This is a genomic window from Myceligenerans xiligouense, assembly GCF_003814695.1.
GTDB lineage: Bacteria > Actinomycetota > Actinomycetes > Actinomycetales > Cellulomonadaceae > Myceligenerans > Myceligenerans xiligouense.
Window position 1 is genome coordinate 3024963 of sequence record NZ_RKQZ01000001.1, and the last position, 16813, is coordinate 3041775.

The 16813-nt window shown below is 73.4% G+C and carries 20 protein-coding genes; 5 read left to right on the top strand and 15 right to left on the bottom strand.

Annotated elements, in window-relative coordinates; translation table 11 throughout:
* The first annotated feature begins 4 nt into the window (after positions 1–4).
* Together EDD34_RS13145 and EDD34_RS13150 are read left to right on the top strand one after the other, a co-directional pair.
* Entirely contained in the window at positions 5–790 is a 786-nt protein-coding gene (locus EDD34_RS13145; protein WP_123814979.1) for an LLM class F420-dependent oxidoreductase, read from the top strand.
* Complete coding sequence (locus EDD34_RS13150) at positions 790–1227, top strand: SRPBCC family protein (RefSeq protein ID WP_123814980.1); 438 nt, start codon at positions 790–792, stop codon at positions 1225–1227. Before EDD34_RS13145 ends, EDD34_RS13150 begins: the two co-directional genes overlap by 1 nt.
* A 108-nt stretch (positions 1228–1335) precedes the next feature.
* Here the strand turns inward: EDD34_RS13150 and EDD34_RS13155 are convergent, their stop codons facing one another.
* The 9 genes from EDD34_RS13155 to infC all read right to left on the bottom strand — a co-directional run bounded on the left by EDD34_RS13155 (position 1336) and on the right by infC (position 10147).
* Positions 1336–2196 carry an SDR family NAD(P)-dependent oxidoreductase gene (locus tag EDD34_RS13155; protein ID WP_123814981.1) on the bottom strand — a complete coding sequence of 287 codons (861 nt, stop codon included), beginning with the start codon at positions 2194–2196 and terminating at the stop codon, positions 1336–1338.
* Positions 2189–4822 (bottom strand): phenylalanine--tRNA ligase subunit beta, encoded by a 2634-nt coding sequence (gene pheT / locus EDD34_RS13160; RefSeq protein WP_123814982.1) that lies wholly within the window; start codon positions 4820–4822, stop codon positions 2189–2191. The genes EDD34_RS13155 and pheT overlap by 8 nt, the downstream gene beginning before the upstream one ends.
* Position 4823: 1 nt before the next feature.
* Positions 4824–5924: a phenylalanine--tRNA ligase subunit alpha gene (pheS, locus tag EDD34_RS13165; protein ID WP_123814983.1), complete on the bottom strand. Its 1101-nt coding sequence runs from the start codon at positions 5922–5924 to the stop codon at positions 4824–4826.
* Between the two features lie 307 nt (positions 5925–6231).
* Positions 6232–6945 carry an RNA 2',3'-cyclic phosphodiesterase gene (gene thpR / locus EDD34_RS13170; RefSeq protein WP_123814984.1) on the bottom strand — a complete coding sequence of 238 codons (714 nt, stop codon included), beginning with the start codon at positions 6943–6945 and terminating at the stop codon, positions 6232–6234.
* Positions 6946–6987: 42 nt separating this feature from the next.
* Positions 6988–7362 (bottom strand): sporulation protein, encoded by a 375-nt coding sequence (locus tag EDD34_RS13175; RefSeq protein WP_123814985.1) that lies wholly within the window; start codon positions 7360–7362, stop codon positions 6988–6990.
* 79 nt (positions 7363–7441) lie between these two features.
* The gene (locus EDD34_RS13180; protein ID WP_246012383.1) at positions 7442–8296 is read right to left on the bottom strand and encodes a TrmH family RNA methyltransferase; all 855 of its coding nucleotides are present in this window, start codon (positions 8294–8296) and stop codon (positions 7442–7444) included.
* Positions 8297–8346: 50 nt separating this feature from the next.
* Positions 8347–8730 (bottom strand): 50S ribosomal protein L20, encoded by a 384-nt coding sequence (gene rplT / locus EDD34_RS13185; RefSeq protein ID WP_123814986.1) that lies wholly within the window; start codon positions 8728–8730, stop codon positions 8347–8349.
* A 71-nt stretch (positions 8731–8801) separates the two neighbouring features.
* Positions 8802–8996, bottom strand: a complete 195-nt coding sequence (gene rpmI, locus EDD34_RS13190; RefSeq protein ID WP_123814987.1) for a 50S ribosomal protein L35 — start codon at positions 8994–8996, stop codon at positions 8802–8804.
* A 101-nt stretch (positions 8997–9097) separates the two neighbouring features.
* Positions 9098–10147, bottom strand: coding sequence for a translation initiation factor IF-3 (gene infC, locus EDD34_RS13195; protein ID WP_246012385.1), 1050 nt, complete (start codon positions 10145–10147; stop codon positions 9098–9100).
* A 296-nt stretch (positions 10148–10443) separates the two neighbouring features.
* Between infC and EDD34_RS13200 the strand changes: the two genes are divergently transcribed.
* The 3 genes from EDD34_RS13200 to EDD34_RS13210 all read left to right on the top strand — a co-directional run bounded on the left by EDD34_RS13200 (position 10444) and on the right by EDD34_RS13210 (position 12174).
* Positions 10444–10797 carry a DUF1844 domain-containing protein gene (locus EDD34_RS13200; protein ID WP_123814989.1) on the top strand — a complete coding sequence of 118 codons (354 nt, stop codon included), beginning with the start codon at positions 10444–10446 and terminating at the stop codon, positions 10795–10797.
* A gap of 61 nt (positions 10798–10858) precedes the next feature.
* Positions 10859–11434 carry a hypothetical protein gene (locus EDD34_RS13205; protein ID WP_246012387.1) on the top strand — a complete coding sequence of 192 codons (576 nt, stop codon included), beginning with the start codon at positions 10859–10861 and terminating at the stop codon, positions 11432–11434.
* Positions 11431–12174 carry a S1 family peptidase gene (locus EDD34_RS13210; protein WP_123814990.1) on the top strand — a complete coding sequence of 248 codons (744 nt, stop codon included), beginning with the start codon at positions 11431–11433 and terminating at the stop codon, positions 12172–12174. Before EDD34_RS13205 ends, EDD34_RS13210 begins: the two co-directional genes overlap by 4 nt.
* A gap of 26 nt (positions 12175–12200) precedes the next feature.
* Here EDD34_RS13210 and EDD34_RS13215 read toward each other — a convergent pair whose 3' ends face one another.
* From EDD34_RS13215 to EDD34_RS13240, 6 genes are read right to left on the bottom strand one after another with little or no spacing between them, the layout of a single operon-like run.
* Complete coding sequence (locus EDD34_RS13215; RefSeq protein WP_123814991.1) at positions 12201–12947, bottom strand: SseB family protein; 747 nt, start codon at positions 12945–12947, stop codon at positions 12201–12203.
* On the bottom strand, positions 12944–13684 hold the full coding sequence (priA, locus tag EDD34_RS13220) for a bifunctional 1-(5-phosphoribosyl)-5-((5-phosphoribosylamino)methylideneamino)imidazole-4-carboxamide isomerase/phosphoribosylanthranilate isomerase PriA (RefSeq protein ID WP_123814992.1): 741 nt from the start codon (positions 13682–13684) through the stop codon (positions 12944–12946). Before priA ends, EDD34_RS13215 begins: the two co-directional genes overlap by 4 nt.
* A 50-nt stretch (positions 13685–13734) precedes the next feature.
* A complete protein-coding gene (gene hisH / locus EDD34_RS13225; RefSeq protein ID WP_123814993.1) occupies positions 13735–14394 on the bottom strand; it encodes an imidazole glycerol phosphate synthase subunit HisH in 660 nt (219 codons plus the stop codon).
* Entirely contained in the window at positions 14394–14999 is a 606-nt protein-coding gene (locus EDD34_RS13230) for a hypothetical protein (protein ID WP_123814994.1), read from the bottom strand. The genes hisH and EDD34_RS13230 overlap by 1 nt, the downstream gene beginning before the upstream one ends.
* Positions 15000–15004: 5 nt before the next feature.
* The gene (gene hisB / locus EDD34_RS13235; RefSeq protein WP_246012389.1) at positions 15005–15664 is read right to left on the bottom strand and encodes an imidazoleglycerol-phosphate dehydratase HisB; all 660 of its coding nucleotides are present in this window, start codon (positions 15662–15664) and stop codon (positions 15005–15007) included.
* Positions 15661–16800, bottom strand: coding sequence for a histidinol-phosphate transaminase (locus EDD34_RS13240; RefSeq protein WP_246012663.1), 1140 nt, complete (start codon positions 16798–16800; stop codon positions 15661–15663). The genes hisB and EDD34_RS13240 overlap by 4 nt, the downstream gene beginning before the upstream one ends.
* Positions 16801–16813 lie beyond the last annotated feature (13 nt).

Consider the following 16813-nt stretch of genomic DNA (forward strand, 5'->3'; position numbering starts at 1 on the left):
GGACATGACTGAGCGACCCGTCCGCATCGGAGTCCAGATCCAACCGCAGCACGCCGACTACAGCGAGATCCGCGACGCCGTCCTGCGCGCCGAGGACCTCGGCGTCGACGTCATCTTCAACTGGGACCACTTCTACCCGCTCTCCGGGGACCCCGACGGCAAGCACTTCGAGTGCTGGACCATGCTCGGCGCCTGGGCGGAGCAGACCGAGCGTGTCGAGATCGGTGCGCTCGTGAGCTGCAACTCCTACCGCAACCCGGATCTGCTGGCCGACATGGCACGCACCGTCGACCACATGTCGGGCGGCCGCCTGATCCTCGGCATCGGCGCCGGCTGGTTCGAGCGAGACTACGACGAGTTCGGCTACGAGTTCGGCACCGCCGGTTCCCGCATCGCCGACCTCGCGGCGGCGATGCCCCGCATCACCCGGCGGCTCGCGGCCGGGAACCCCGCCCCCACACGGGACATCCCGATCATGATCGGTGGTGGCGGCGAGAAGAAGACCCTGCGGATCGTCGCCGAGCACGCCGACATCTGGCACACCTTCGGCACCGTGGACGTCCTGACCCGGAAGTCGGGGATCCTGGACGAGCACGGGGCCGCCGTCGGGCGCGACACCGGGAGGCTCGTCGAGCGGTCGGTCGGCGTCGCCGGCGACCCGGCCGAGAAGGGCGAGCTGCTGGTGGCCGCGGGCGCCACGCTGCTCACCATCGGCCTGGACGGCCCCGACTACGACTTGTCGGGCGTCAAGCGCTGGATCGACTGGCGCGACGCACGGGGTGGTGCCTGATGTCGCCCTCCTACTCGGTGTCCGCCGAGGTCGCCGCGTCGCCGGAGACCGTGTGGCGCATCATCTCCGACGTCGAGGGCATGCCGGGCTGGACGTCGTCGATGAGCTCGGTCCAGATCGTCGACGGACCGCGGCCGCCCGGCGTCGGCACCGCGGTGCGCGTCGAGCAGCCGGGCCTGCCACTCGCGGTCTGGACGGTCGACGAGTGGGACCCGCCGCGCAAGTTCGGCTGGACCAGCGCCGTGCCGGGAGTGCGGACCCAGGCGGAGCATGTCGTCGAGCAGGCCGACGCGGGGCGGTCACGGGTGACCCTCACCATCACTCAGGTCGGGCCGTTCGCCCGGGTGCTCGGCATGATGACCAGGAAGCGCACCCGCGCTCTGGTCGACACCGAACTCTCGGGTCTGAAGGACCGCGCGGAGTCCGGCGCCCGCTGAACAGCGGGCGCCGGGCACGTCCGCGTTCGGGCCGCCGACGTTCGACCCGTCGCTCTGCCCGCGCATGGTGCTCGTCCTGTTGTTCGGGCCCGACGGCGGAGCGGGCGGTCACCGTCCCGTGAGGAGTTCGCGCAGGGGATCCTCGTTCCCGGCGGGCAGCACGCGGAGCCGCCGGCGGGCCGTGGCGGGCGCGGGCCCGCCCTCCGCCGCGGCGGCGAGTTCCCGGAGCGACTCGGGGGTGTCGTGGGTGGCGCGGACGAGCCAGCCGGAACAGGCGTCCAGGCTCCCGGCCGCGATCGCGTCCACCAGGTCGGTCACACGCTCGGGCGGGGTCCACTCGGTGCGGTCGGCGTGGATGGCCAGGGCGGTCGACATGGCCGTCTTGACCACCCCGGGGGCGAGCTCGAAGACACGCAGCCCGCGGTCGTGGCCCTCGGCGTGCAGGGCGGCGCCCATCCGGACCAGCGCGGTCTTGCTGGCGTTGTAGGCGGAGTGCCCGAACGGGCCTTCGTGCGTGCTCGCCCCGGAGGCGAGGTCGACGACCCGGCCGCCGCCGCGCGCCAGCATGCCGGGCACCACATGACGGTCGAGCAGGAAGACGCCGCGCACGTTGGCTTCGAAGGTGGCCCACCAGTCCCCGGGGTCGGCCTCCCAGAGCGGCGCCTCGGGTTCGAGCCGGCCGGCGTTGTTCACCAGCAGGTCGATGGACCCGAGGCCGTCGCCCGGTCGCTCGGCCCGCGCGACGGCGTCGCGCACCTCGGCCTCCGAGGTGACGTCGGCGCTGAGCACGACGGCGGTGCGGCCGAGATCGCGGACCTGCTCCGCGACCTCGGCCAGGCGCTGCTCGTCCCGGGCGAGCAGGGCCACGTCGAGTCCCGCGCGCGCCAGGCCGAGCGCGATCTCGCGCCCGATCCCCCGTGACGCGCCGGTCACGAGCGCGGTCCGCGCGGGCGGGACGATGTCAGGCACGCAGTACCGCCCCGGCTTTTCCGGCGGCGGCGACGATGGCCTCGCGCGCCGCGCGGACCTCGTCGGCCGACAGCGTGCGGTCGGCCGCGCGCAGCCGCACGGCGTAGGCCAGGGACTTGCGGCCTTCGCCGATCTGGTCACCCGTGAAGATGTCGAACAGGCTCACGTCCTCGAGCAGGTCACCGCCGCCGGACACGATCGCGTCCCGCAGCGTGGCGGCCGGCAGTCCGGCGTCGACCACGAACGCGAAGTCCTCCTTCGCCGCCGGGAACGCGGAGACCGGCATGGCCGCCACGGGATCGCCCGGCGCCACGGCGACGAGTGCCGACAGGCTGACCTCGAAGGCGGAGGCCCGGGCGGGCAGCCCGAGCGCCTCGACCACCTTGGGGTGCAGCTCGCCGGCGTGGCCGATCAGGTGGGTGCGGCCGGCGGAGTCGGTCGCCTCCAGCTTCGCGCAGCGACCCGGGTGCCACGGCATGTGCTCGGAGTCCGCCGTGACCGTGACCTCGACACCCGCACGTTCCGCGACCAGGCGTGCCGCGTCGAGCGCGTCGGCCCAGTCGGCGGCGCGGCCCTTGCCCCACCATCCCGCGGCGACCCGCTTGCCCGTGAGGACGCCCGCGACCCGGCGCGGCTGATCCGGCGTCGCGGCGGCGAGCGCGTCCAGCTCGGCGTCCGACGGGCGCGCACCGCCCCGCAGGACGGGAGCCGACGGCGCGTCCGGCACCGGGCGCGTCACGAGGCCGGTCTCGAACACGGCCAGGTCGGACAGCCCGCGCGACACGTTGCGCCTCGCGGTCTCCAGGAGCGTGACCAGGAGGTTCGTCCGCATGTAGGGGCGGTCCTCGGCCAGCGGGTTCGCGAGCCGGACGGAGGTACGGCGCGCGTCGTCCCCCGGCAGGCCGAGGGCGTCGTAGTCGGCCGCGCCGACGAACGGGTAGCTGAGCACCTCGACGAAACCGGCCTCGGCGAGAGCGCGCGCGACGGAGCGGCGGGTGCGCTGCTCGGCGGTCAGACCGCGTCCGCCCGGCGCCTTGGGCAGCACGGACGGGATCTCGTCGTAGCCCTGGATGCGCACCACCTCCTCGACCAGGTCGGCCGGGTCGGTCAGGTCGGGGCGCCAGGACGGGGGCGTGACGGCGAAGGTCTCGACCTGATCGGTGCCCGGTCCTGCGGCGGGTGTCCCCTCCGCGGGAGACAGGGTCACGTGGCACCCGACCTCCTCGAGGGTCGACCGCACCTGCTCGGGCGTGTACTCGACGCCCGAGAGCCGCGTCGGCTCCGTCGCCCGCAGGACGATCGGGGTCGCCGAGCCGGTCGCGCCGGTGATCCCGACGTCGGCCACGGCCGGGTCCGCCGTGCCACCGCCGAACTCCACGAGCAGGTCGACCACCCGCTGTGCCGCGACGGCAGGCAGCAGCGGGTCGACTCCGCGCTCCCAACGCTTGGCACCCTCTGTCGGGAGCTTGTGCCGGCGTGCCGTCCGCGCGACCGTGATGGGCTCGAAGTGCGCGGCTTCGACCAGCACATCCGTGGTGTTCCCGGAGATCTCGGAGGACGCGCCCCCCATCACGCCCGCCAGGCTCAGCACGCGGGATCCCGTGGCCCCGTCCGGCGAGTCGGTGATGAGCAGGTCCTCGGCGTGCAGGGTGCGCTCGACGTCGTCCAGCGTGGTGAGCTTCTCCCCCGGGGCCGCACGGCGCACCACCAGCGGCGCGGTGACCTGCGCGAGATCGTAGGCGTGCAGCGGCTGGCCGAGGTCGAGCATCACGTAGTTCGTGACGTCCACGGCGAGCGAGATGGAGCGCATCCCGGAGTTCTCCAGGCGGCTGCGCATCCACTCGGGCGAGGGTGCGGCCGGGTCGATCCCTCGCACGATCCGCGTGACGAACCGGTCGCAGCCGACCCGTCCGTCGATCGGCTCCGCGTCCTGCAGCCGCACCTCGAACCCGTCCGGCGTCGCGGCCGGCTCCTCGCCGGTGAGCGCACCACGGTCGGTGAACTTCGCGCCCGTGGAGTGCGCGTACTCGCGCGCCACGCCGCGGTAGCTGAACGCGTACCCGCGATCGGGCGTCACGTTGATCTCCAGGACCTCCTCGCCGAGGCCGAGCAGCGCGATCGCGTCCTGGCCCGGGGTCAGGTCCTGCTCGGCGAAGCCCATGTCGCGCGGCAGCACGATGATCCCGCCGGCGTCGCCGCCCAGGCCGAGCTCGGCCGGGGAGCAGATCATGCCGTCGGAGACGTGGCCGTAGGTCTTGCGCGCGGCGATCTCGAACCCGCCGGGCAGCGTCGTGCCGGGCAGCGAGACGACCACGAGGTCGCCGACGCCGAAGTTGTGCGCGCCGCAGACGATGCCACGCGGCGTGCCGCCGTCGGCGACGGGCTTCCCGTCCTGGTTGTGCGCGCCGACGTCGACCTGGCACCAGTTGATCGTCTTGCCGTTCTTCTGCGGCTCCGGATGCTGTTCCAGCACCCTGCCCACCACGAGCGGCCCGGTCACGGCCGCGGGGTGGATCTCCTCTTCCTCCAGGCCGACCTTCACCAGGGCCTCGGCGAGCTGCTCGGCCGTGAGCCCGGCGGGCAGCTCGACGTGGTCGGCGAGCCAGTCCTTCACGATGCGGGGCACGTCAGATCTCCGTCCCGAACTGGGTGGAGAAGCGGACGTCGCCCTCCACGATGTCGTGCATGTCAGCGATGGCATGGCGCAGCATGAGCGTGCGCTCGATGCCCATGCCGAAGGCGAACCCGGAGTACTCGTCCGGGTCGATGCCGGCCGAGCGGAGCACGTTGGGGTTGACCATGCCGCAGCCGCCCCACTCGATCCAGCCCGCGCCGCCCTTCTTCTGCGGGAACCACAGGTCCATCTCGGCGCTGGGCTCGGTGAACGGGAAGAAGCTCGGGCGCAGACGCGTCCTGGCCTCGGGGCCGAACATCGCCCGCGCGAACGCGTCGAGCGTGCCGATCAGGTTCGCCATCGTCAGCCCCTTGTCCACCGCGATGCCCTCGACCTGGTGGAACACGGGCGTGTGGGTCTGGTCGAGCGCGTCGGTGCGGAACACCTTGCCGGGGCACGCGACGTACAGCGGAACGCCGCGTTCGAGCAGGCTGTGGGCCTGCACCGGCGACGTGTGGGTACGCAGCACGAGGTTCGACGACGTCCCGGGGGCGACCACGCCCGAGTCGGCACCGGCCGTCTCCGTCCCGCCGACGTAGAACGTGTCCTGCATCTGACGGGCCGGGTGGTCGGGGCCGAAGTTCAGCGCGTCGAAGTTGAACCACTCGGACTCGAGCTCGGGACCGTCGGCGATCTCCCAGCCGAGGCCGGTGAAGAAGTCTCCGATGCGCTCCTGGATCAGCTCGATCGGGTGCCGGGCACCGGCAGGTGTGCGCGTGGTCGGGAGGGTCACGTCGACGGACTCCTCCACGAGCACGCGCTCGTCCCGCTCGGCCTCGAGCTCGGCCTGGCGCGCGGCGACGGCCTTGTTGACGCGACCGCGGCGCGGGCCGATCAGCTTGCCGGCCCGCGCCTTGTCGGGTCCGGGGAGCGCGCCGATGGCACGGTTCGCGAGCGCGAGGGCGCTGCGGTCTCCGGTGTGGGTGGTGCGGACGGCCTTGAGCTCGTCGAGGTGGGCGGCCTTCGCGATGTCGGCGAGGGCCTGCTCGACGGCGGCATCGAGCGCCACCTCGTCGAGCGGATCGACGGCGGCCTGAACGTCGGGCGTGGACATGCTTGCCTTCCTGGCGGGGTCGGAAGCCGGGGGCACCGACCCGGACAGGGCGGCGCCGCACGCGGCATGTGCAGTCTAGATGCCCGCCAGGGCCCCGGTCGCTCCATCCACAGGGAGAAGAAATCGCGCGACGTCAGCACGCGCGCACGGCGCGCACCACCGGGCCCATGACGGGCCTGGTAAATCGGTGATCACGCGCCTGCATGCCGAGCATCCTGGCACAGCCCGCCCACTCCCGTCACGCCGGTTCCGACAGCTCGCGCTTGGCACATTATTATCCGCACGGTGTCGGCGGACACCGAAAGCCTCAGCCCCGCAGCTCGAACGTCTCCAGGACCGTGTACCGGGGCCCGCCCTGCGCGCCCTCGCCGGGCCGCGACTCCACGAGCGCGAACGACTCGACCGGCCACGACGGCCCGGCATACACCGAGAGCGCGTGCGCGGCGGGCTCCAGCACGGACCGGGCGTCCGCGAACGGGTCCCGTACGACATCGCGCGACGCGGCCCTCCCCGCGCTGTACGCGCCGGAGCGCGCCCGGGCCGCACCCCCTCGCCCGCCGCCACGGCCGTCGTCGTCCCTGACCCGGCGTCTGCCCCAGCGGTCGCGGCCTCGCGGCGGGCGCACCTGCCCGGCCCGCGCCCGGGCGATCGTGAGGTGCGGGCGGTGCGGCTTGACGTCCTCGGGCACCTCGCGCGGGGAGGCGGCGAGGCAGTCCGCCGCGAGATCGCGCAGCGGGGCCAGGTCGCCGTCGACGCCGATCCACAGCACCCGGCTGCCGAACGACCCGGCACCGCGAAGACGCAGGTCGAGCGCCCCATGCTTACCGGCGACGACGGCGAGCCCTTCGGACAGGTCGTCCACGGCGCCTTCCGGCACATCCGCGTAGAAGGACAGCGTGATGTGCCGGTTCTCGCGCGGCACCCACCGCGGGGAGGCGCCGGTGCTGGTCACGCCGTGGACAGCGAGATCGAGGTGGTCAAGGACACTCTCTGGCGGGAACACCGCCGTGAACAGGCGCACCCGACGATCCTAGGCAGGCACGGGAGGGATACGGTAGCTGTTTCACTCCTGGTCCGACCGGCGTCGCGACACGGCCCAGCAGACGGCCACGGCGACGGCGACCACAGCGATCTGCCCACCCAGCACGATCCGTCCCACATTCACGGCGGGAACCCAGCGCGCTCCGTCGTCGTCCACCTCGAACACACCCGCGGGCTCGCCACGACGGCTGAACCCGACGCCGCCACCGCCGCCCTCGGAACCCTCCTTCTGGCTCTCGGTGCCGCCACCGCCACCGCCACCCGCGCCGTTCCAGATACGCGCGACCGGTATCACGAGCTTCTCACCGCGTTCGTACGCCTCGCCGAAGACCTGCCGCACGCCGAACTGCTCGGCAGCGGCATCGATGATGCGAGTCAGGTCCGGCACATATCTCATGAGGCCACGCTAACTGCGGACGACACCTGCTGCCACGGGTCCGGCGGCCGTGCCGGTGTCCACCCCGAACGCGGAGACGTCAGCGCTGCGCGCGGCTGCTGGCGTAGAGGCAGACGGCCGCGGCCGTCGCCAGGTTGAGGGACTCCGCCCTGCCGCGGATCGGCACGCGCACCACGGCGTCGGCCAGCGCCCGGTCCGCCGGCGGAAGGCCCCAGGCCTCGTTGCCGAACAGCCACGCGGTCGGGGCCGCCAGGTCGGGCGAGGGCCCCTGCCCGACGGCGTCCTGCAGGTCGTCCAGGTCGTGCTCGCCGGTGCCGTCGGCGGCCAGCACCTGGCACCCGGCCTCGTGGAGGCGCGCGACGACATCGGCCGGCCGCGGGCCGGTCACGACGGGGAGGTGGAACAGCGAGCCGGCCGTCGCACGCACGACCTTCGGGTTGTGCACGTCGACGCTCTCCCCCGCGAGGACGACCGCATCGGCCCCGGCGGCGTCGGCGGCGCGGATCACCGTCCCGGCGTTGCCCGGGTCGCGGACGTTGGACAGGACCGCGACGAGTCGCGCCCCGGACAGCGCGGCCTCCAGCTCGGTGGTCCCCGCGCGCAGCACCGCCAGGACGCCCTGCGCGTCCGGGCTCATCGTCTCCAGCACCTCGGGCGTCGCGACATGGATCCGGAGTGCTCCGGCACCGCCGCCGGTCCGTGCGACCTGGGTGGCCGCGCTGTCCCGCGCCGCGTCCACGATCTCGGGATACCGCTCCACGGCGGCGGGCGTCAGGTAGACATCACGGACGGCACCGTCGTCCGCCCAGCGCACGGCCTCGCGGACGCCCTGCGGCCCCTCCACGAGGAACAGTCCGTGCCGTGAGCGCGCCGAACGCCCGGACAGGGCCCGCACGTGCCTGACCCGGTCCGCCCGCGGATTCGCGAGCGTCACGTCAAGGGTGCGGAGCGCCGTCCGGGCGTCCGGGTGGTCCTTCGTCAACCTCAGGCCGCGGCCGGGGCGTTGACGTCCGCCGGGAGGGCGTCCTTGGCGACCTTGACGAGCGCGTTGAACGCAGCCACGTCGTTCACCGCGAGCTCGGCGAGCATGCGGCGGTCGACCTCGACACCGGCGGCCTTCAGGCCCTGGATGAGGCGGTTGTAGGTGAGTCCCTGCGCGCGGGACGCGGCGTTGATGCGCTGGATCCACAGCTTGCGGAAGTCGCCCTTACGCGCCTTCCGGTCACGGTAGCTGTAGACCAGTGAGTGGGTGACCTGCTCCTTCGCCTTGCGGTAGAGGCGCGAGCGCTGGCCACGGTAACCGCTGGCCCGCTCGAGGGTCGTACGACGCTTCTTCTGGGCGTTGACCGCCCGCTTCACGCGTGCCACGTGATGCTCCTTGTGTGCTTCGGGCTGGAAAGTGGGTCCGGGGGCGCCGTCGTCTCACGGCGCCGGGCAGATCACTTGCCGAGCAGCTTCTTGATCTTCTTGACGTCGGCCTGCGCGACCGGCTGGTCCATCGCCAGACGACGGGTGCGCTTGGTCGGCTTGCTCTCGAACAGGTGGCGGCGGTTCGCCTGCTCGCGCATGACCTTGCCGCTGCCGGTGATCCGGAACCGCTTCTTGGCACCGGAGTGCGTCTTGTTCTTCGGCATGACTGCCGTCTCTCCTCATGTCCGCCGGACCCGCCGGGCCCGGCACTGCGTACCGGGCCCGATGAGGCGGTCCCGGTGTCAGGGTGGTCTGTGGTTGTCGCTCAGCCCTTGTGCGGCCCGCGCGGCTTCGGAGCGGCAGGCCGGGGAGCCGAGGGCTTCGCGGCCGGCTTCGGCGCGGCAGCGGGCTTCGGCGCGGCAGCCGGCTTCGGCGCGGCAGCCGGCTTCGGCGCGGCAGCGGGCTTCGACTCGGCGGCCGGCTTCGACGCGGCAGCGGGCTTCGACTCGGCGGCCGGCTTCGGCGCGGCAGCGGGCTGCGCCGCTGGCTTCGACGCGGTCGCGGGCTTCGCCGCGGCGGGCTTTGTCGCCGCGGTCCTCGGCGCGGGTGCCGTGCGCGACCTGGGTGCTGCCTTCGTGGTGTCCGACGCCGGAGCTGCCGCGGCGGGCGCGGGCGGTGCCGGCGGCGTCGCCGGTGCCGCCTCCTCCGCCGTCCTCTCCTCGGCGGGTTCGGCGTCGGCCTCTGCCGCCGCCTCGGCCGCACGGCGCGCCTGGGACTTGCTCAGCTTCTCGTGACCGCGCACCTTGGTCGGACGCTCGGTCTTGGTCTCGGCCTTCTTCTTGACCGGCCCGATGACCATCGTCATGTTGCGGCCGTCCTGCTTCGGCATGGACTCGACGAAGCCGAGCTCCGCGACGTCGTCCGCCAGCCGTTCGAGCAGGCGCCGGCCCATCTCCGGGCGGGACTGCTCACGGCCGCGGAACATGATCATGACCTTGACCTTGTCGCCCGCCGAGAGGAACCGCTCGACGTGGCCCTTCTTGGTGGCGTAGTCGTGCGGGTCGATCTTCAGACGGAAACGGATCTCCTTGAGGATCGTGTTCGTCTGGTTCCGTCGCGCCTCACGCGCCTTCATGTCCGACTCGTACTTGAACTTGCCGAAGTCCATGAGCTTGGCGACAGGCGGTCGGCTGTTCGGGGCGACCTCGACGAGGTCGAGGTCGGCGTCCTGGGCAAGCTTCAGGGCGACTGCCGTGGCAACTACGCCGACCTGCTCCCCGCCCGGGCCGATGAGCCGGACCTCGGGAACACGGATCCGGTCGTTGATGCGAGGCTCGCTGATGGTGATGCTCCTAGGAAGTTGCAGGTGGACCACCAGGGAACGAGAAGGGCCCCCGCCCTGAGCACAAGCGGAGGCCATCGATGGTGGGCGAGCCGCACGTCTGACGAACGCGACTGCCCGACCAGGACCCGGACACTGTCGGCGCGTGGCGCTCGGTGGCGACTCGGGTGGGATGGGATCCACTTGATGCACCCGGGGCACAAGTCCCGGGTTGGTCGCGGACCACGTTAGCACGCACGACGCCGCCGCTCCCACCCCGGCCCCTGTGACGCGCGGCTCACGGCGCTCCGGTGGCGAGCCGACCGCGCCGCGGATGAAAAGATGGGGGCATGAGCAGCACCACGGAGAAGAACGCCGGCGACGCCGCCCGCGACATCGCGGACGTCGCCGCCGTCGAGGTCATCACGACCGCGGCCGTCCATCTGATGAGCGCCGCCGCGGTGAAGTGCGGCCTCGCCGAGGGCGACGACGCGGGCGACCATCTGGACCTCGACGAGGCGCGCAAGCTCATCACGGCGCTGGCCGCGCTCGTGACGGCGTCGGCCCCGGACATCGGCAACCAGCACGCCCGCTCGCTGCGGGACGGCCTGCGTTCGCTCCAGCTCGCCTTCCGCGAGGCCTCCGTCATCCCCGACGCGCCGGGCGACGGACCGGGCGAGAAGTACACCGGCTCCGTCGTCTGACGCTCCGCGCAGTCCGTCCCCCGCGCCACCGGACCATCCTGACCGCGACCGAAGTAGGCCCATGACCACGCCCCCTCCCGTCCCACCGCCACCCGCCGGGCACAGCACACCGCCCTCGCCGCCCGGGACCGGCCGGCGCCGGGCCGTCGCCGTGCCGTGGCTCGCCACGGCTCTGGTCCTCGCCCTCGCGCTGGCCGGATATCTCTGGGTGACCACGACGCAGTGGCAGCGCACCGCCCAGGAATGGGAGGGCGAGGCCCACCGCTACGCCTCCGAGGCCGCGGCGCTGGACCAGCAGCTCGAGGGCGCGAACGCGGAGCTCACCGCCGCCCGCGACCAGCTGGCCGCCGCGACCGGCAGGATCAGCGAGCTCGCCAACGAGAAGGCACAGCTCGGGGACGAGAACGTCGCCTCGCAGCAGCACCTCGACTACCAGGCGCGCGTCAGCGAGGCCGCGGCGAAGGTCGCCGTCGCCCTCGGTTCGTGCGTGAACGCCCAGGAGCAGCTCATCGGCTATCTCGAGGATGCCGACGCCTATGATCCCGCCGACCTGACGCGCTTCCAGAACCAGGTGGGCGATCTCTGCGACAAGGCCAACGACGCCAACGACGCGCTGCAAGCGGAGCTCGCGTCGTGAGGCGCGGCGGCGGCCGCGTCGCCGCGCTCACCGCCCTGATCGCCGTCGCCACCGCCGGGTGCGGGGTGCTGCCCGCGCTGCCCGAGCCGGTGCCGAGCGAGATCGTGCCGTCGCGGGTGTCCGGTCTGGAGCCGGCCGAGGGCAGCGACACGATCTCGCCGGACGGGTTCGACGCCGTGCAGCGGATGGCGGTGCGCGTGCGCAACGTGGGGTGCGACGAACTGTCCACCGGGTCGGGCTTCGCCATCGACGAGCACACCCTGATCACCAACAAGCACGTGGTCGCCGACAGCGACAACCTCCAGGTCAGCACCTACGACGGTCGCGACATCGACGTCGGCACCGCCGCCACCGCGGGCCTGGCGGACCTCGCGATCGTCCGCACCCGCGACGCGCTGCCCTCCTCCCCGGTGCTCGCCGAGGCCGACCCGCGGCAGGGCGACGACGTGACGATCGTGGGGTACCCGTCCGGCGGGGAACTGACCATCTCCGCGGGGAGCGTGATCGGCTCGACGCGGGACCCCTTGAACGCCAACCTCGGCGAGGTACTGGTCACCGACGCGAAGGTGGAGCCGGGCTCCTCCGGCTCGGCGGCGCTGGACAGCCGGGGCCGCGTGATCGGCGTCGTCTACGCCAAGACGGCCGACGACGACAGTCTGCTCGTCCCGATCTCCACCGTACGGGACATGCTCGCCGACGCCGCGGCCTTCCAGAACGTCCCCACCTGCGCGGGGCCGTAGCCCGCCCGCGCGGCCGGGCGGCGGCCCTAGCGCGCCGCGCCGATGCGGAGCTCCAGCGAGTCGACGCGCCGCGAGATCACGTCGGACGCGCCGAGCCGGGCATTGACCTGTCCCAGCACGGCGTCCAGGCCGGCCCGGTCGAGGCCGGGATCGAGCGCCAGCACGACCGCCACCTCGGCCTTGCGGCCCGGCTCCGCATGCGCGCGGACCACGTGCTGCACGGGTGCCGCCGCGACGGTCACGGCCTGCGCGACCTCGCTCTCCACCCGCAGCCCGTCCTCGCTCGCCTCGAGCGCGGGGCGCCACCGCTCCCCCTGCGCCAGCGCCCACACGGCGGGCCGCGGCACCTGCACCGTCACCGGCCCGGCCGGGTCGACGACGAGCAGGGACCAGTCCTCGTTCACGGCCGACAACGCGGCCCGGGTGGCCTCGACCGGTACCGGACGGGCGTCCGCGCGCCACGCCGACATCGCGGCCACCGACGTGAACACCGGCAGCGCCCGGCGTCCGTCCGGGGCCTCGAGGGCCACCACGCCCGACGACGCCTCCTTGTCGACCTGCAGCGCCTGCCCGTCCGGTCCCGTGACGTCCTCCCCCACCGCGAGTTCGGCCAGCACCGGCACGAGCACCCGCGTGACGCCGAGGCGTGCCACGACGTCCGGGAGCGGCACCTCTCCCGTCGCGTGACCGGCCAGCAGGCGGGTGAGCTCGGCGTCCGCCGAGCCGTCGTCGCCGGAGAACTGGCTCGTGGGCTGGATCGAGCGGCCCGTCACGGGCGGCCCGCCACGTCGAGCGCCTCGGGCAGCGTGAACGCGCCCGCGTACAGCGCCTTGCCGACGACGGCCCCCTCGACCGGCCTCCCCGTGGGCGAACGCAGGGACCGCAGCGCCCGCAGATCGTCCAGGGACGAGATCCCGCCCGACGCCACGACGTGCGCGGGCGTCCGCTCGGCGACGTCGGCCAGCAGGTCCAGGTTCGGGCCGCGGAGCGTGCCGTCCTTCGTCACGTCCGTGACGACGTAGCGCGCGCAGCCCGCCTCGTCGAGGCGTCCGAGCACCTCGTACAGGTCGCCGCCCTCCCGCGTCCAGCCGCGCGCCGCGAGCGTCGTGCCGCGCACGTCCAGCCCGACGGCCACCCGGTCGCCGTGCTCGGCGATGACCTTCGCCGTCCAGGCCGGGTCCTCGAGCGCGGCCGTGCCGAGGTTGACCCGGCGTGCCCCGGTCGCGAGCGCCCGGTCGAGCGAGGCGTCGTCGCGGATCCCGCCCGACAGTTCCACCTGCACGTCCAGCCGGCCGACGACGTCGGCCAGCAGCTCCGCGTTCGATCCGCGCCCGAAGGCCGCGTCGAGGTCCACGAGGTGGATCCACTCCGCTCCCCCGCTCTGCCAGTCCAGCGCCGCGGAGAGCGGGTCGCCGTAGGAGGTCTCGGAGCCGGCCTCGCCCTGCACGAGGCGGACGGCCTGGCCGCCCGCGACGTCGACGGCGGGCAGCAGCACCAGTCGGTCGGTCATGGATTTCCTCTGTCTGTCGATGATGCGGTGGGGGTGCGGGAACGCGGCACTCAGCCGAGCCCGCGGACCCAGTTCTCCAGGAGCCGGGCGCCGGCGTCGCCGGACTTCTCGGGGTGGAACTGCGTCGCGGACAGGGGTCCGTCCTCGACGGCGGCCACGAACCGCGTTCCGTGCTCGGGCGTACCGGCGTGCGCCCAGGTGACCAGGGGCGGGCGGAAGCGGGGGTCGGCGAACGCGTCGTGTCCCTGGGTGAAGGTCTGCGCGGCATACGAGTGCACGAAGTAGAACCGCTCGTGGCCGATGCCGTCGAACAGCCGTGATCCCTCCGGGGGCTCGACCCTGGCCCAGCCCATGTGCGGCACCACCGGGGCGTCGATCCGCTCGACGGTGCCGGTCCACTCGCCCATGCCTTCGGCGCGCTCGCCGTGCTCCACACCGGCGTCGAACAGGATCTGCATGCCGACGCAGATGCCGAGCACCGGGCGGCCGCCCGCGATGCGGCGGCTGATCACCTCGTGGCCCCGGACCCTCCGGAGCCCCGCCATGCAGGCGCCGAAGGCACCGACGCCGGGCACCACCAGGCCGTCGGCGTCCTGGGCGGCAGCCCGATCGGCGGTGAGCGTCACCTCCGCGCCCACCCGTTCCAGGGCGCGCGTGGCCGATCGGACGTTGCCGAAGCCGTAGTCGAGGACGACGACGCGTGAGCCCATCAGGCGTCGTCCCGCTTGCCGGGCTTGCCGCGGCTCGCCTTGCGGGCCTTGCGCGCGGCCGAGCTGAGCATGCGCATGGCCTTCATCCGGCTGATCGCGCCGGAGGCCACCACGCCCTCGAGGTCCGCCGGCTTGGCGTAGCCGGTGAGCACGTCCTCGACCGTCTGCGGCGCACCGCCGAGCAGCAGTGCCGGGGAGATCTCGTCCCCGCGTTCGCCGTCGGACCACCGCACGCACGTCAGCTGCTCGCCCTTGCGCGTCACCTGAACCAGGGGGACACCGCGCACGACCTGCGACAGCGCCGCCGCCGCCTCGTCGGGCCCGCCGCCGGACGGGTCGCGCAGCACGGCGAGCGCCCCGACCTCGGTGGGTACCGCGTCCAGGTCGAGCCCGGCCAGGGAGGCGGCCGCGGCGAGCGGCTCGGCGCCGGCGATCTGCGTGATCAGCACGGCCAGGTCCGGGTCGGACGAGGGCTGGGTGAGCTCTGACAGGTCGTCCGGGACCTCGACGTCGAGATCGCCGAGCGAGCTCAGGTCGTCGGGGATGTCGGGGAACTCCGGCTCGCTCTCGCCGGGGCCGCCTGCGGGACGGGGTGTGTCGGTCATGGACGTTACAGCGCACCCTTCGTGGACGGGATGCCCTCGACGCGCGGATCGCGCGCGACGGCGGCGCGCAGGGCACGCGCCAGGGCCTTGAACTGAGCTTCGACGATGTGGTGGGGGTCGCGGCCGGCGAGCACGCGCACGTGCAGCGTGACGTGGGCGTGGTGCGCGACCGATTCCAGGACGTGCCGGGTGAGGCTACCCGTGAAGTGGCCGCCGATCAGGTGGTACTCCTGGCCGGCCGGCTCGCCCTCGTGCACCAGGTACGGGCGGCCGGAGACGTCGACCACCGCGAGCGCGAGCGCTTCGTCGAGGGGCACCGTGGCATCACCGTAGCGGGCGATGCCCTGCTTGTCGCCGAGCGCCTGGCGCAGTGCCTGCCCGAGGCAGATCGCGACGTCCTCGACGGTGTGGTGGGCGTCGATGTGTGTGTCGCCGGCGGCGTGGACGGTGAGATCGATCAGCGAGTGCTTGCCGAGCGCGGTGAGCATGTGGTCGTAGAACGGCACGCCCGTGGCGATGTCGGTACGGCCGGCACCGTCGAGGTCGAGTTCGACGGTGACCTTCGACTCGGAGGTGGCGCGTTCGATGCGGGCGGTGCGCGGGGCGGGCCCCGCGCCCGGCGGGCCGGCCGGAGCGGGTTGCGGCGATGTGTCTGCGGGCATCATGCGGTCTCCTCGGTCACGTGCGTGAGGGCTTGGATCACGTCGGTGAGGGCGTCACGGAACGTGGCGTTCTCCTCCGGCGTGCCGACGGACACGCGCAGCCAGCCGTCCGGGCCGGTCTCGCGGATCAGCACGCCGTGGTCCAGCAGGCCCTGCCAGACGGCGTGGCGGTCGGCGAAGGTGCCGAACAGGACGAAGTTGGCGTCGGAATCGGCGACGCGGAGCGGAGCGCCGCCGGGACCTCGCTGCTCGCGGAGCCAGGCGACCAGACCGTCCCGTTCCCCGCGCAGGCTGCTGACCTGCGCCATCAGCGCGTCGCGGTGTCGCAGCGCCGCGCGTGCGACGGCCTGTGTGACGGCGGAGAGGTGGTAGGGCAGGCGAACCACGCGGAGTGCGTCCACGAGGTGCGGCTGCGCCGCGAGGTAGCCGACACGGGCGCCGGCGAGCGCGAACGCCTTGGACATGGTGCGGGTGACCGCGAGGTTGGGGTGACGGGCCAGGAGGCTGACGGCGCTGGGGGTGCCTGCGCGGCGGAACTCGGCGTAGGCCTCGTCGACGACGACCACGGCGGGCGTGGCCGGGTCGGTGGCGGAAGCGGCGTCCAGGATCGCCTCGACGGTGCTCAGCGGCAGCGCCGTGCCCGTCGGGTTGTTGGGGCTGGCGAGCAGGATGACGGAAGGGCGGTGCTCGGCGATCGCGGCGGCCGCCTTCGCCGGGTCGACGCCGAAGTCGTCCTCGCGGCGGGCGGTGACCCAGCGGGTGTGGGTGTCACGGGCGTACTCCGGGTACATGGAGTACGTGGGCGCGAAGGACAGCGCGGTACGCCCGGGGCCGCCGAACGCCTGCAGCACGTGGAGCATCACCTCGTTGGAGCCGTTGGCAGCCCAGACCGAGAAGGGCTCCATCGGGACGCCGGACTCGAGCGCGAGGTAGTCCGCGAGTTCGTCGCGCAGGGCGGCGAAGTCGCGGTCCGGGTACCGGTTGAGCGAGGCCGCGGCCGCGGCGACCTCGCGGGCTATCGTCGCGATCACCTCGGGGGCCGGCGCGTACGGGTTCTCGTTCACGTTGAGCAGCACCGGGACGTCGAGCTGCGGGGCGCCGTAGGGCTGCTCGTGCGCGAGCTCGGGCCGGATCGGCAGGCCCCGGAACGGG

Bases quoted from the DNA above. Each gene is read 5' to 3' on its own strand.
- rpmI (WP_123814987.1), bottom strand. From the start codon at position 8,996: ATGCCGAAGAACAAGACGCACTCCGGTGCCAAGAAGCGGTTCCGGATC.
- EDD34_RS13230 (WP_123814994.1), bottom strand. From the start codon at position 14,999: ATGACCGACACACCCCGTCCCGCAGGCGGCCCCGGCGAGAGCGAGCCG.
- EDD34_RS13200 (WP_123814989.1), top strand. From the start codon at position 10,444: ATGAGCAGCACCACGGAGAAGAACGCCGGCGACGCCGCCCGCGACATC.
- EDD34_RS13175 (WP_123814985.1), bottom strand. From the start codon at position 7,362: ATGAGATATGTGCCGGACCTGACTCGCATCATCGATGCCGCTGCCGAG.
- priA (WP_123814992.1), bottom strand. From the start codon at position 13,684: ATGACCGACCGACTGGTGCTGCTGCCCGCCGTCGACGTCGCGGGCGGC.
- EDD34_RS13205 (WP_246012387.1), top strand. From the start codon at position 10,859: ATGACCACGCCCCCTCCCGTCCCACCGCCACCCGCCGGGCACAGCACA.
- EDD34_RS13150 (WP_123814980.1), top strand. From the start codon at position 790: ATGTCGCCCTCCTACTCGGTGTCCGCCGAGGTCGCCGCGTCGCCGGAG.
- hisH (WP_123814993.1), bottom strand. From the start codon at position 14,394: ATGGGCTCACGCGTCGTCGTCCTCGACTACGGCTTCGGCAACGTCCGA.
- hisB (WP_246012389.1), bottom strand. From the start codon at position 15,664: ATGATGCCCGCAGACACATCGCCGCAACCCGCTCCGGCCGGCCCGCCG.
- EDD34_RS13145 (WP_123814979.1), top strand. From the start codon at position 5: ATGACTGAGCGACCCGTCCGCATCGGAGTCCAGATCCAACCGCAGCAC.
- pheS (WP_123814983.1), bottom strand. From the start codon at position 5,924: ATGTCCACGCCCGACGTTCAGGCCGCCGTCGATCCGCTCGACGAGGTG.